11 protein-coding genes and 3 pseudogenes are annotated in these 12625 nt (G+C 70.5%); 8 read left to right on the top strand and 6 right to left on the bottom strand.

Features of this window, described 5'->3' with window-relative positions:
- Together ABEA93_RS38015 and ABEA93_RS38010 are read left to right on the top strand one after the other, a co-directional pair.
- Window positions 1-117, top strand: a pseudogene (locus ABEA93_RS38015) (IS5/IS1182 family transposase); the annotation flags it as partial.
- A 698-nt stretch (window positions 118-815) separates the two neighbouring features.
- Window positions 816-2255: an ATP-binding protein gene (locus tag ABEA93_RS38010; RefSeq protein WP_345680538.1), complete on the top strand. Its 1440-nt coding sequence runs from the start codon at window positions 816-818 to the stop codon at window positions 2253-2255.
- A gap of 1638 nt (window positions 2256-3893) precedes the next feature.
- Here ABEA93_RS38010 and ABEA93_RS38005 read toward each other — a convergent pair.
- On the bottom strand, window positions 3894-5360 hold the full coding sequence (locus ABEA93_RS38005; RefSeq protein ID WP_345680537.1) for an AAA family ATPase: 1467 nt from the start codon (window positions 5358-5360) through the stop codon (window positions 3894-3896).
- A gap of 83 nt (window positions 5361-5443) precedes the next feature.
- Between ABEA93_RS38005 and ABEA93_RS38000 the strand changes: the two genes are divergently transcribed.
- Entirely contained in the window at window positions 5444-5644 is a 201-nt protein-coding gene (locus ABEA93_RS38000) for a hypothetical protein (RefSeq protein WP_345680536.1), read from the top strand.
- 811 nt (window positions 5645-6455) lie between these two features.
- Here the strand turns inward: ABEA93_RS38000 and ABEA93_RS37995 are convergent.
- On the bottom strand, window positions 6456-6707 hold the full coding sequence (locus ABEA93_RS37995; RefSeq protein ID WP_345680540.1) for a hypothetical protein: 252 nt from the start codon (window positions 6705-6707) through the stop codon (window positions 6456-6458).
- Window positions 6640-6905 (bottom strand): annotated as a pseudogene (locus tag ABEA93_RS37990) (transposase); the annotation flags it as partial. The gene ABEA93_RS37995 and the pseudogene ABEA93_RS37990, both read right to left, overlap by 68 nt.
- 23 nt (window positions 6906-6928) lie before the next feature.
- Here ABEA93_RS37990 and ABEA93_RS37985 point away from each other — a divergent pair.
- Window positions 6929-7275 (top strand): annotated as a pseudogene (locus ABEA93_RS37985) (integrase core domain-containing protein); the annotation flags it as partial.
- Here the strand turns inward: ABEA93_RS37985 and ABEA93_RS37980 are convergent.
- Window positions 7273-7851 (bottom strand): TetR/AcrR family transcriptional regulator, encoded by a 579-nt coding sequence (locus tag ABEA93_RS37980; RefSeq protein WP_345680535.1) that lies wholly within the window; start codon window positions 7849-7851, stop codon window positions 7273-7275. The pseudogene ABEA93_RS37985 and the gene ABEA93_RS37980 sit on opposite strands and share 3 nt — an antisense overlap.
- Window positions 7852-7990: 139 nt before the next feature.
- Between ABEA93_RS37980 and ABEA93_RS37975 the strand changes: the two genes are divergently transcribed.
- Together ABEA93_RS37975 and ABEA93_RS37970 are read left to right on the top strand one after the other, a co-directional pair.
- Window positions 7991-8845: an SDR family NAD(P)-dependent oxidoreductase gene (locus tag ABEA93_RS37975; protein WP_345680534.1), complete on the top strand. Its 855-nt coding sequence runs from the start codon at window positions 7991-7993 to the stop codon at window positions 8843-8845.
- Between the two features lie 225 nt (window positions 8846-9070).
- Window positions 9071-9238, top strand: coding sequence for a hypothetical protein (locus tag ABEA93_RS37970; RefSeq protein ID WP_345680533.1), 168 nt, complete (start codon window positions 9071-9073; stop codon window positions 9236-9238).
- Window positions 9239-9333: 95 nt separating this feature from the next.
- Here ABEA93_RS37970 and ABEA93_RS37965 read toward each other — a convergent pair whose 3' ends face one another.
- Complete coding sequence (locus ABEA93_RS37965; RefSeq protein ID WP_345680532.1) at window positions 9334-10002, bottom strand: hypothetical protein; 669 nt, start codon at window positions 10000-10002, stop codon at window positions 9334-9336.
- 356 nt (window positions 10003-10358) lie between these two features.
- Here ABEA93_RS37965 and ABEA93_RS37960 point away from each other — a divergent pair, with 356 nt between their 5' ends.
- The gene (locus ABEA93_RS37960) at window positions 10359-10688 is read left to right on the top strand and encodes a hypothetical protein (RefSeq protein ID WP_345680531.1); all 330 of its coding nucleotides are present in this window, start codon (window positions 10359-10361) and stop codon (window positions 10686-10688) included.
- Complete coding sequence (locus tag ABEA93_RS37955; RefSeq protein WP_345680530.1) at window positions 10685-11401, top strand: nucleotidyl transferase AbiEii/AbiGii toxin family protein; 717 nt, start codon at window positions 10685-10687, stop codon at window positions 11399-11401. The genes ABEA93_RS37960 and ABEA93_RS37955 overlap by 4 nt, the downstream gene beginning before the upstream one ends.
- 152 nt (window positions 11402-11553) lie before the next feature.
- Here ABEA93_RS37955 and ABEA93_RS42245 read toward each other — a convergent pair whose 3' ends face one another.
- On the bottom strand, window positions 11554-11901 hold the full coding sequence (locus ABEA93_RS42245; protein ID WP_425585248.1) for an SMI1/KNR4 family protein: 348 nt from the start codon (window positions 11899-11901) through the stop codon (window positions 11554-11556).
- Between the last annotated feature and the right edge of the window lie 724 nt (window positions 11902-12625).

Here is a 12625-nt window from a genome sequence, read left to right as displayed (position 1 = left end):
ACCGGTTACCGCCGCCTCACCATCCGCTACGAACGCAGATCCGACCTCTTCCTCGCCTTCACCACCCTCGCCGCAGCACTCATCTGCTTCAAACGACTCCGCAGCCACACCACATAGGACACGGTCTAAGGGAGGGTGGAAGACAAGCAGGACAGCGGCGGTGCGGACCGGACAGGAAACATGCCCGGGCACGGCAGCGCGCGGCGGCGGAACCCGGGGTGGAGCGCGGCGGCGGTGACGCAACCGGGCCTGGCCGGGGGGCGGGGCGCGGGATGCCGGGACGGCGGGGCGCGGAGGCGAGGCGCGGCAAAGCCGGGGCCGCGGGGGTGGTGGTCGCCCGGGGCAGTCGGGCTGCGGGTGGTTGCGGTGCGGCGGTACGGCAGGGGCCCGGGACTCGGCAGCGGGTGCCGGGGGCAGCGCAGCACGGGACGGCCGGGGGCGGCACGCAACGCCTGCCCCCACCCCACGACGCGGCGTCCTGCTGCCGCGGCACCGCAACGCGGGCGGGGGGTGCGGCGGTACCCCTCCCCGCAACAGCAGAGGCGGGCCCAGGGGCGTCGGCCAGGCGGCGGACGCCCCTTTCCCGGACGGTCCGGCGGCGCCGCCGGACCGGGAGGGGGTCACCAGACCGGGCGTTGCGGGGGCGATCCGTGGCCGTCGTGGGCGTAACCCGGGTAGGGGGCCTTGTCGCCCGCCCCCGGTCGTCGTGGTCGTTGCTGATGATCAGGCACACCATGTGCGGCCGATGCACGTCATCGGCTGGGAGTTAATGTAGAAGACATCTACATAGATGAGCCCTACGCGAGGGGGCGGGTATGTCGTTCATCGGGCGGCGGATGGAGCTGGGCCTGTTGGGCAAGCGCCTGGCGCGGGTCGCGGAGTCGGGCGCGGGTGCGGCGGTGGCGTTGCGAGGGCGTCGGCAGGTGGGCAAGTCGCGGCTGGTCCAGGAGTTCTGCGACCGGGCGGAGGTGCCGTACCTGTACTTCACGGCGACGAAGGGGGCGTCTCCGGTCGAGGCGGTCGGGGAGTTTCTGGCGGAGCTGGCGGAGTCGTCGCTGCCTGCGGATCGGGGTCTGGTGCCGGCTGCGGCGGGTGGTTGGCCGGATGCGTTCCGGGCGCTGGCGGCGGTCTTGCCCGGGCGGCCGGCGGTCGTGGTGATCGACGAGCTGCCGTGGCTGGCCGAGCAGGACAGCCTGTTCGACGGGGCCCTGCAGACCGCGTGGGACCGGCTGCTGTCCACCCGGCCGGTGCTGTTGCTGCTGCTGGGGAGCGACCTGCACATGATGGAGCGGCTGACCGCGTACGACCGCCCGTTCTACGGGCGCGCGGACAACCTCGTCCTCGGGCCGCTCAACCCCGCCGAGACCGGCCGGGCCCTGGGCTTGACGGGTGCTGACGCGGTCGACGCGCACCTGGTGTCCGGCGGGCTCCCCGGCATCCTGCGCGCCTGGCCCGCCGGCGCGCCGGCGCTGGAGTTCCTGCGCGGTGAGTGCGCCGACCCCGCCTCCCCGGTCTTCGGCATCCCCGAGTCGTCGCTGCTCGCGGAGTTCCCGGCGCCGGACCAGGCCCGGCGTGTCCTGGAGGCGGTGGGCGGCGGGGACCGTACCCACGCGAACATCGCCGGCACCGCGGGCGGGCGCGGCGGGGCGGTCCCGTCCGGGTCGCTGTCTCCGCTGCTGCGGCGGCTGGTGGAGGAGAAGCGGGTCCTCGCCGTCGACGAGCCGCTGTCCGTCCGTCCGGGCAAGCCCGCGCTGTACCGGGTCGAGGACAGCAACCTGCGGCTGTACCTCGCGATCCTGCGGTCGGCGCAGGAGTTGGTGCGGCGTGGCCGTCCCGAGGCGGCGTTCCGTGTGGTCGAGCGGCGGTGGAGCAGTTGGCGCGGGCGCGCCGTCGAACCTTTGGTCCGCGAAGCGCTGCTCCTCGCCGCCGGGGACGGGGCGCTGCCGTGGGACGACGTCGAGGCGGTCGGAGGGTGGTGGAACCGGCAGTTCGACCCCGAGGTCGACCTCGTCGCAGCGGACCGGGCCCCCGTCGCCCGGCACATCCGCATGGCCGGGTCCGTCAAATGGCTCGCCAGCCCGTTCAACCGCCACGACCTGGACACGCTCGCCACCGCCGCACGCCATATCCCCGGTCACACCGACCAGACCGGCCTCGCCGTCGTCAGCCTCAGCGGACTCGGCCCCGACCTCGACACTGGCGGGATCACCCTCCACTGGGGTCCGGACGACATCGTCCGGGCCTGGGAAACGTGACCACACGGCACGACGCGGCTCGGGGCTGCGCCGTCTCTGTGGCGCAGCTGACGTTCTGGGTGTCTGCGCGGGGCCTCTGAGGCGGTAGGCCGCGGGGTAGATGTGCGGGCGCGCTGTGGTCTACCGGTCGTTGGTGCGATCTGCGCAGGTCAGCCGGCTTGCTTCGGCACACCGTTTAGGGGGTGTTGGAAGGGGGTGTCGGCTTCGGTTCTTGTGGTGAGCAGCGAAGGGTCGTCCGGTGCCGCTGCCGCAATCCGCCGGTGCTGACACTCAGTACCTGTTTCGGAATCCCGCCCCGTGGGCCTCAGTACGTTGGTGGGAGTTTCAGAAGGGGTTCAAGACATTGTTCGGCGTGATGCCCCTGGGGCGGGGTGACCGCGGTGCCACGAGCCGACGTGCTTTTCACGATGCATGTACCCCTACACCGGCAACCGAGCGGGCGCCGCACGCTCGTGATGGAGCAAATCCCCGCGCACGGGGCCGACGGAAGTCGCGCAGCGGGTAGTGCCCGATGGTATGAGCAATCCCCGCATGCGCGGGGCCGACTCGAGCAGCCCGGTGACGTTGAGGAACGTCGACGAGCAATCCCCACACGCATAGGGCCGGCATACGGGGAGTTCACAACAACACGTGACGGATCTCATCCGCTCGCGCTTGTCGTGACGAGAGCAAGGCTGCGAAACAACCGCAAATTCTGTCACACACAGATACCGACAACCACACCCCGAGATGATTCCGGTGAAACCCTGAAGGTCAATACCGGGACATACAGTCATACCGGGTGAACGGCATTCCGCACCCGGATGGTCGACGGAACGGCTCATGCCGGTGCCTACTCCTCGCCCGGCGCACCGTCCTTCCTTAGGGCCCAAGTGCATCCGGCGTGCCGATCCGAACTTGCGACGTTGCGGGTCTGGCCGAACCGCAAACGGCTGCCTCAGGAGCTTTTGGCAAGGGGTTGCGCGGGTTGATCGGCCGGTTCCGGGATCGCGTGCCGGATGCCGCGGCCGCGTGGCCGGCCACGGATCGCGCGGGACGTTCGCGACGTCGGCGCCTCACACTGTCCGGGCGGTGGGCACGAAGCCGGCATGCGGTCGAACTCCGGCGGCGCCGTAAGCGTCGCGTCGCGGTATGCGGCGACACCCGCGAACGTCGCGTCGTAGAAGTCGGCGGTGTCGAAGTTTGTGGGTGGTGGGCCAGGACGGCGGGGGTGTCGCGGCGGGTGTGGGTGGCGTCATGGTCGGCGTGGTGACCGGCTGGGAGGAGCTGTGCCGCGCTGCGCTGCCGAACGCGCACCGCTGCCTGGACGCCCTCCGCACCGAACCGGGTCTCGAGGGGCAACTGGAACCGGCAGCACCGGCTCCGTGGACGGCACGCCACCGAAGTGTGGAAAGGGTCCGAGCTGGTGACCTCGTACTCCTAGTGCTCCAGCAGCGGCGGCCGGGTCCGCTACCTCGTCAGCCCCGAAACCGAAAGCGTCGTCCTCGTCTACGCCACGCCGGTGCCCCAGCCGGGCAGGCTTCCCCTCGGCGGAGCCGGGCCGGTGATTCCCTGCGGTCGTAGCTGGCGCCCGGAGCCGCCTGGCTCGCCGTGTGCCTCGCTGGAGGCGGCCTGTGGGTTGCGGCTTGGCGGGCGTGGTCAGTGTTCGTAGAGGCGTTCCAGGTCGATGAGTTGGATGGCGGGGTCGGCGGCGGCCTGTTGTAGTTCTTCGGTGAATCCGGCGCCGGAGAACAGGAGCAGCCGGGTGTTGGCGGCCGTGGCGTCTTTGGCGGTGAGCAGGGTGCGGATGCGGTCGAGGCGTGCGAGGTGGCTGGTGCCGAGGGTCTCGTTCCATTTGGCTTCGCCGATCGCGAGGACGCGTTCGGGTGTGCCGGGGTTGTGGGGGTCGGTGCCGAAGGCGACGACGTCGAGTTCGTGTTTGGTCTTGGCGGTGGGGTCGGGGACGGTGCCGGAGGTGATGCGGGTGCGGGTTCCGCCGAGGGTGTCGGGGTGGGCGTACCAGCGGGCCCAGGTGCGGCACAGGTGTTCGAAGTGGGGGCCGACGACTTTGCTGCGGAAGGTGGGTTGGGCGTCTGCCCAGACGGTGTCGGCGTGGCCGGGTCGTTCCAGGTCGCTCCATCGCGGGCGCATGACGGCGTGGTAGAAGGTCACGATTGGTTCGGCGATGCGGTAGGTGGAGCGTTTGGCGTGGAAGGCGTCGGGCTGGCGGTCGACCATGCCGCTGTCCTCGAGGAGGGTGAGGGGGTGGCCGAGGTCGGTGGATTTGCGTTGGAGGTAGCCGGCGATGCCGCCGCGGGTGTGGTTGCCTTCGGCGATTGCGGACAGGACGCCGTGGTAGAGCGCGGTGTCGCGGATGTCGGGTTCCTCGGCGAGGAGGAAGCGGGCCTCGCGGAAGAGCGGCCGTGACGGGTTGAGCACGTTGCGGATGACCCAGGGGCCGAAGTCGTCCTGGTCGGTGGGGGTGTCGCCGAGGGTGAACTCGCGGGCGTAGGCGGGGGTGCCGCCGACGACGGCGTCGACGAGGACGGCGAGTTTTCGGTCGGGCAGGTCCCAGAAGCGGCGGGCGAGGCGGTAGTCCAGGGTGGGGACGACGAGTTCGAGGCTGGCGCGGCCGCGCAGCGGGGCGGTGCCGGTGAGGAGGTTGCCCATGAAGGACAGCGCCGAGCCGCAGAGCAGGAGGCGGACCGGGCCGCCGTCGCGGCGGGCGGCGGGGCCGAGTGCCCGCTGCAGCAGCGACGGCAGTTCGGGGGACGCCTTGACCAGGAAGGGGAACTCGTCGAGCACGACCGGGAGAGGGCCCTGGGCCGAGGCGCGCTGGCCGGCGAGGGCCATCACGGCGCTGATCGCTTCTTCCCAGTGGGCGAAGCGGAAGGGTACGGCGGCGTCGGCCCAGCGTTGGAGGGCGGCGCCGAACTGGCGCAGCGATTCCGCTTCGGTGGCTTCGGTGGCGGCGAAGTAGAAGCCGCCTGTCTGGCGGCACAGGGCGTCCAGCAGGAAGGTCTTGCCCTGGCGGCGGCGTCCGGAGACGACGCCGAGGGTCGGTTCCGGGCCGGTGTAGGTGGCGAAGCGGACCAGTTCCGCCCATTCGAAATCGCGGTCGAACATGTCGTCAGGCTTCCGCACCCGACCTCCCCTCAATGATGCCTGCGCTTATTATAGGTACAAGTATCACACATAGGGTCGAGGGCGTGGCCGGCTCGGAGAAGACCGGTGATCTGCGCAGGGTCGGCGACGGACTCGTCGACGGCGTCGCGGCCGACCGCTACACGGGCACCGCCGACATGGCCGTGCAGTGGGCGGGCGTGCGGCTGCGGCGAGAGCGGGGCGTGGGCCAACACGGCGAGGCGTTCGCATCGCACCTGCGGATCACCAGCGCCCGGTCGACCTGACGCCGCAACGGGAAGCAGACTCCCACCGCCGACGTGTAGCTCGCGCAGGACGGCCGCATGGTCCGGGCAGCGCACAAATGACGGCGGCCGTCAAAGGCCGGTCGTCGTCAATGCATCGACTGCCTCGCCCTGGGTGTCGCGGTCGACACGACCGCACCGCCGGCTTCCGAGACCGTTCTGCTGACCGATCCGGGTTGACGAAACCCATAGCGGCCCGCACAGGATCCCCGGAGGACACCGTGAGCGCCGCGGGCCCAGGCCGAGCAATCCCCACACACGCGGGGCCGACCTGGTTCGCCTCGCCCCCGGTCCGCGCTCTCCTCGATCAATCCCCGCACATACGGGGCCGACCCCGCCAACATTCCTTGCCAACGAGCAATCCCCGCGCGCGAGGCCAACGCACCCACACCAGCGACAAGCTTGCGTTTGTGTGAGCAATCCCCGCCTACACCGGCCGACGCGCCCTCGGCGATGACGCCGAACAGCAGCGGCGAGCAATACTCCGTAGGCACGGGGCCGACGATGAGCGGCCAGACCAGCGAGAACGCCTGTGCGAGCAATCCCCGCACGCATGAGGCCGACAGTACCTGGGAGTTCCCAGCAACACGTGACGGATCTCATCCACTCGCACTTGTCCCTACGAAGCATGACCGCGAACAACTTGGATCAGACCCGCCGAGTGTACTTGGGCCGTAACGACACGAAACTGCAGCTCAGACGAGTTCCGGGAACATGCCACGATCCCGCCTCGCGACCACCATCGCGCTCCGACATATCAGCCCGCCCCACCGCGCCCAGGCCGCTGCCGGAATCACGCTCCCACGCCCACGTGGGAAACGTAGGTGTACGCGCCCCAGTCGGAGTCGAGTTCGGCGATCACGTCGTCCCAGATGCCCACGAGGGCCGCCTCGTTGCCGGCGACGAGGGCGTCGTCCCAGGCGTACCGGACCTGCGGGCGCCGCACCCGCAGGATGTCCCGGCGCCGGGATTCGAGTTGGGCCCCCCTTTGCCCCTGGTACTGGAGGCAGGTCGGTGCGGGCGCCGGCCGTATGCTGATGTGCACGGACGATGGTGGAGTCGACGGAGACGCCCCAGTCAATCTCGTCCGCGGCATCGGCCGCAACTGGCCCTGCTGAAGCAGACGTTCCCAGGTGCCGTCCGCCGACCACAGGCGATGGCGTTCGTAGACGGTCTTCCACAGCCCGAAACGTTCGGGCAGATCACGCCGCTGCACCCCGGTCCGCACCCGATGCAGAATCCCACCTGCCGGTGCTCCCGCCACCTCGGCCCGCAGCGTTCTTCCACGCTCACGGCATCCCACAGGTCCGACGAGTGCTCACCGACAACGCCTGCTCCTACCGCAAGGGCCTCGCCTGGAAAACAGCCCTGGCCGACCTGGGCGCCACCGGCAAACTCACCCGGCCCTACCGCCCACAGACCAACGGCAAAGTCGAACACTTCAACCGCACCCTGCTCGACGAATGAACCTACCTCCAGCCCTACACCACAAACCAGGAACGCACCGAAGCACTCGGCACGTTCCTCCACACCTACAACCACCATCGCTGCCACACCGCACTCGCAGGCCAACCCCAATCAACCGCGTGAACAACCCTGGGTCAATACACCTAGCCGCGGCCGCCGAAGGGGCCCGCGCCGTGCAGGAGGGTTTGGATGATGCGGGCGGCGAGGGTGTCCGGGTCATCTTCGGTGCTGCCACGCAGAGTTTCCCCGAGGAGGGCGTAATAGACGCGGCGCACCCATTCGAGGTCGGCTGCCGAGTCGATGAGGTTGTCGTCCTGGGCCCGTTTGAGGACGGCGACGCAGCGGCGGGCGATGTCCTGGTGGAGGAGCGTGGCTGCGCTGTCCGCGTCGCCTGGCAGTTCCAGGGCGAACGCCCATGCGCTTTTGACCTGGAGCACGTTGGCGGTGATCCGGTGCATCGCCACCAGCGGCGGTGCGGTGTCCGGTCTGCCGTCCTCGACGGCGTCGGCGAGTTGGCGGGCGGCGGACAGGGCCAGCGCTTCAATGAGCACCTGCCGGTTGGCGAACCGCCGATGGACGGTCGTGCGGGCCACGCCTGCGGCCGTGGCGATCTGCTCCATGGAAGCGCCGGGATCCTTCGCGAGCACCCGCTCAGCCGCCTCCAGGATCGTGCGCACGCTGCGTTCCGCGTCCGCCCGCAACGGTCGTGCCGGGTTCCCCATCTGGTCTCCAAGCGTATCTTCGTTCCCGCTGGAAGATACATCAAAGGAGCAAATGCATGCGCTATCTGCACCAATTATGTTGCACATAGCTTGGATACTGATACCTTCTCACCCAGTTAATGGCCTGAAGGGGGATCTCATGTCCCGTACTGCTCTCATCACCGGAGCGTCGTCCGGCCTCGGCGCCGAGTTCGCCGACCAGCTGGCCGCACAAGGGCACGACGTGGTTTTGGTGGCGCGCTCCGAGGATCGGCTCACTGCGCTGGCAGGGCGTCTCGCGGCAGAGCACGGCATCCGCGCCCACGTGGTGGTCCAAGACCTCGCGCGGCCGGATGCGGCACGCCGCGTCGCCGCCGAGCTGGCCGCCCGCGAGCTGACCGTCGACCTGCTCGTCAACAACGCCGGGTTCGGCACCTGCGGGCGCTTCGAGGAGATATCCGCGGCCCGCGACCACGACCAGATGATGGTCAACGTCGTCGCACTCGTCGACCTGACCCACGAACTGCTGCCCGGAATGCTGGAGCGCGGCCACGGGGCGATCATCAATGTCGCGTCGAACGCCGGCTTCCAGCCGTCCCCGTACTTCGCCGTCTACGGTGCGGGCAAGGCCTTCGTCCTGAATTTCGGCCTTGCCCTGCGCCAGGAATACCGCCGACGCGGCATCCGTGTGCTCACACTGTGCCCTGGCCCGGTCGAGACTGCGTTCTTCGACACCATCGGTACCCGCCGGGCAGCCGTCACAGGCTCTTTCACCACCCCGACGCCCGTCGTACGCGCGACACTGCGCGCACTGAAGCGCGACCGCGGCTACGTCGTCCCTGGGTTCGGCAATGCCATGGGCGCGCACCTGACGCCGCGCCGTCCTCGGACCCTTGTCGCAGCCATCTCCGAACGGGTCACCCGCAAGGTGCTCACCACCCCCGAGCCCGCGGCGCCCGCTACTCCGACACCCGGCCCGTCCGCGCCCAGCCGCAGTGCGGACCGCAGCGCATGAGATCGGCAGCAGCCCCGCAGCCGCCGCCTCGGCGAAGCTCCTCGTCGGCACGTCCTCGGTCGTCACCAGGCAAGCCCTGCGGTACGCGCTCGCCGCCGCGATCCCGATCCTTGCCGTCGCCCGGCGGAGCGATCACCAGCAACAGCCCAGGCCCTCTGACCAGCCCCGGCAAATTCCCGGCGAGGTCGGGCTGGCAGCACGCGGCCGCCCCGGTCGATGCGGACCATGGCATTGACCACGTTCTGCTTGCTCTTGCCGGAGACGAACCGGCTGCGGTCAGTCGTCGAAGCCGACACCGACGGGACGCTCACCGGCCGGGTCCTGACAGGCCTGCACGAGGACATCCTTGCGGTCGACCCGAGCGGACACGACGGCGCAGACCTGTGGCAATAGACCAGCGCCAGGAGCAGCGGAGGGCCGGCGCAGTCTGAGAAAGGCGGCTGACACCCTGGCGCCTGGCTCGGCATGGATGGGTGCCTGGTCCCGGTTCAGAACGGCAGGTCGTCGGTGCAGCCGCCGACGTCCCAGTCCACGGGTTCCGGGATTAGGCCGCGGGTGTCGTAGCCCCAGTCCTTGACCGTGTGCGGCAGGCGCCGGCCTGCCGGATGGTGGACGCGCGAAGTGGTCGCGGTGGGCGGCCAGATCGGGATGGCAGGCCAGCGCGACAGCGGCCAGATGCTGTGCCACCGCCTCGAACAGGGCCGGGCGCAGCGCGAGGAACTCCGCGCGGGCGGGGCGGGTGGGCGAGGGGGGTTGCCGGTGTTGCGTTCGTGCCAGGCCGCCTCCGCGGCCAGGCCGCCCAGCAGCGCGGTGCGCAGCGCCTGGTCGCGACCGGGCGGGCCCCACAGGTGGGGGATGCGGCGCAGCGTGCGCGGGTCGTCCAGCAGCGCGGCGGCGAACCGGGCAAGCGACGGGACGAACGAAAGGATCCTCACGGCGCCTTCCTCGTCCACGGCATACAAGGTGAGCGCGTCCAAGGCCTCTGCGGCAGTGCGGGCATCCGGGTGCAGGGCGGCGTGCAGCAGGTCGGGGACGTCGGCGACTGGTTCACCGTCGTAGGGCGGGCAGCCCACCGCCGGACCGCGGGCATGGCGCAGCGCGGCCCAGTCGGTGGTGTCGACGACCGCAGCAACCGCCGGTGGGACTGGTGAGTTCACTGCGGGCGGTGCTGTGTCGTTCAGGGGTGGTCACGATGGGCATCGTGCCGACCACAACCACCGCGCGGATCCCCGGCCACACCCATCACCTGCCCGGCCGTCGCCAGCCTCAGCGGACTCGCCCCCGACCTCGACACCGGCGACATCACCCTCCTTTGGGGCCGGGACGACGTCGTCCGCGCCTGGGAACTCGGGGTGTGAGTCGGCAGCGGCCGTCATTCGCCAAGTCGGTCCGTGACAACGAGTATCCAGCCGAAAAGGCCATTGTTCGCTGGTGTGTGCCGCAGCTTCGCGGCAGCGCGCCTTCGGGGCCCAGTCGGAGCTCGTCCGGAACGTACTTGGGCCACAATGGGCGCATGAGCGCAGAAGCAGTCGGATACGCGGCCGCGCGGCAGTACGCGATCGTCGCGGCGCTGGAGGACCTGCATGGCCCGACCAGCGGCGCCGTCGTCCTGCCCAAGCGGCTGGACTGGGCGCCTGCGCGCCGGTTCGACCTCGCGGACCGCGCGGATGTCGCGGTGATGTACGAGACCGTCCTGCGGGAAAGCCGCGGCCAAGGCGACCTCGGCGACTTCCTCGATGCCGGACTGCTCGTCAGCGTGTGGCAGTCCTTGGTGCTCCCCGTTCAGGTACGGGCGGTCTGGGAGTCGAGGTTCGCGCAGCTGCGGCAGGGCCGCGCCGCGTGAATCCCGGCCTCCACGAGCAACTGATCGCCCTCGGTCTGGCTGCAGGCGCCGAGCACGGATTCGCACTCGCCGGCGGATACGCCGTGCAAGCCCACCGAATCGTCACACGCCTGTCCGACGACGTGGACCTGTTCACCTCCTGGGACCGCCGCGACGAAGTCGCCGCCGCCACCGAGCACATCGTGGCCGCGTACCGCCGCCACGGCTTCCGCGTCACCGTCGCCGACGACACCGGCGCCTACGTCAGACTGCTCGTCAACGCAGCCGACACCGCCGACGATCCGGACCAGGCCGTCAAGGTCGAACTCGTCGCCGACATCCGGCTGCACCCGCCGGTCCAGATGGCCGTCGGGCCGGTCCTGCACCGCGACGACGACATCGCCGCCGGCAAGATGTCGGCCCTGTTCTCCCGGGCCGCCGCCCGCGACTACATCGACGTCGCCGCCCTGGTGGCCGGCGGCCACTACACCCGCGACGAACTCCTCGACCTCGTAGCCGAACGCGACGCCGGATTCGACCGCGCCGTCTTCGCCCAGATGCTCGCCGGCATCCACCGCTACAAGGACGAGGACTTCCTGCGCTACGGCATCGACCACGACACCCTGCGCCGCACCCGCGCACAGATCACCGCCTGGCACGACCACCTGACCGGCCACACAGCCAGACCCTCCCACCCGGCACCACCCGCCCAACGACCGGTAGGGGGACCGTAGCCAGAACCGGTCCGGGGCCCCAACGCCCACTCGGCGCAGCGGTCGGCGCTGGTGCCGGCCGGGACGGCGGCGCGCCCTGCCGCTCGCCTAGTGGCGGCGTAACGTCGCATAAGATCCGATTTCCTGGGCGTTGGACAAGCCATGATCCGGGATCACGTGAGGCCTGCCGCGAGGCGGAGGAAGCTGGACCATGGGATCCCGCCGGGATCCCATGGGCGCTCCCGCCGCTCTTGGGCCTCACGGTCGCTCGAAGGCGGCACATCGGCGTACCGCGCGGCCTCCGCCTCGTCCAACAGCGCCGGATCGGCCGTGCCGGCCAGGCGCCTGACGAAGTTGCCCGCGTTCAGCCAGCCGTCGGTGACCTGCAGGAACGACCGCAGCGACGGCGGCAGCCGGTGGCCGATCCGCGCTTCCGCGGCGGCCAGGCGCTCCTCGTCGGCACCGGGGGACCCCGCAGCCCCGCCCTGGGTCGAGGGGTGGTCATCGTGCTTGCCGACCACGGCCCACGTCCCGGTCGGGCGCAGCCGGTCGGCGGCGGGCGGCTGATGACGAGCGGGTGTGGTTCGGGTGGTTGTCGGTGCTGCCGCGCCGGCCGCTCGTGTGGGGCTCTGCCCGCCGACGAGACCAGGGTTCGCCGTCGAACTCCTCGAAGCGCTGTCCGACGCCGTGGAACTCGGCCATCGGGACGCCGTGCACCCCACGGCCGTGTCGTGGCCGACCACCGCAGCCGGCGACGGTTCGACCTCTCGATGGGCACGACCCGGGCCCGTCGGGGTGTGCGGGTGAGCCCGAGGAAGAGCGACCGGGTCAGCATTCCGCCGCTGGACGGGTGAACCGTCGAGTCGACGGTGTCGACGACATCGAGCCAAGTGGAGTCGAACGCGGTCGTGGGGCGACGAAGTCGGCGCGGGTTCGCCGCCGAGGGGCCGCGGCGGCAGGGCTGCGACGCGGAACTCGACGACCTCGTCTGCGTCATGCGTCGAACCGGCGACGCGGCCGCCGGCCTGCCGTCGGCGCTCTCCTGTTCGCGGCGAGCCAGACCCGCCCGATCGCGTGCACGGTTCTTCTGCAATTTCATCGTCGGAATGGCGGCGGCTGATCACCGGCACGGCCGCCCCGCAAGCCACCGAGACCCCCCAAGCCCGCGGGGTCAAGCACGCGAACACGCTGCCGGCCGCGGTCGCGTCCAACCTCGACACGATCGACAAATACCCCGACCCTGCG

Origin of the sequence: Yinghuangia aomiensis (genome assembly GCF_039542225.1) — a bacterium.
GTDB classification, from domain to species: domain Bacteria; phylum Actinomycetota; class Actinomycetes; order Streptomycetales; family Streptomycetaceae; genus Yinghuangia; species Yinghuangia aomiensis.
Note: the sequence above shows the minus strand (reverse complement) of the source record. Positions and strands in the feature narration are given on the sequence as shown.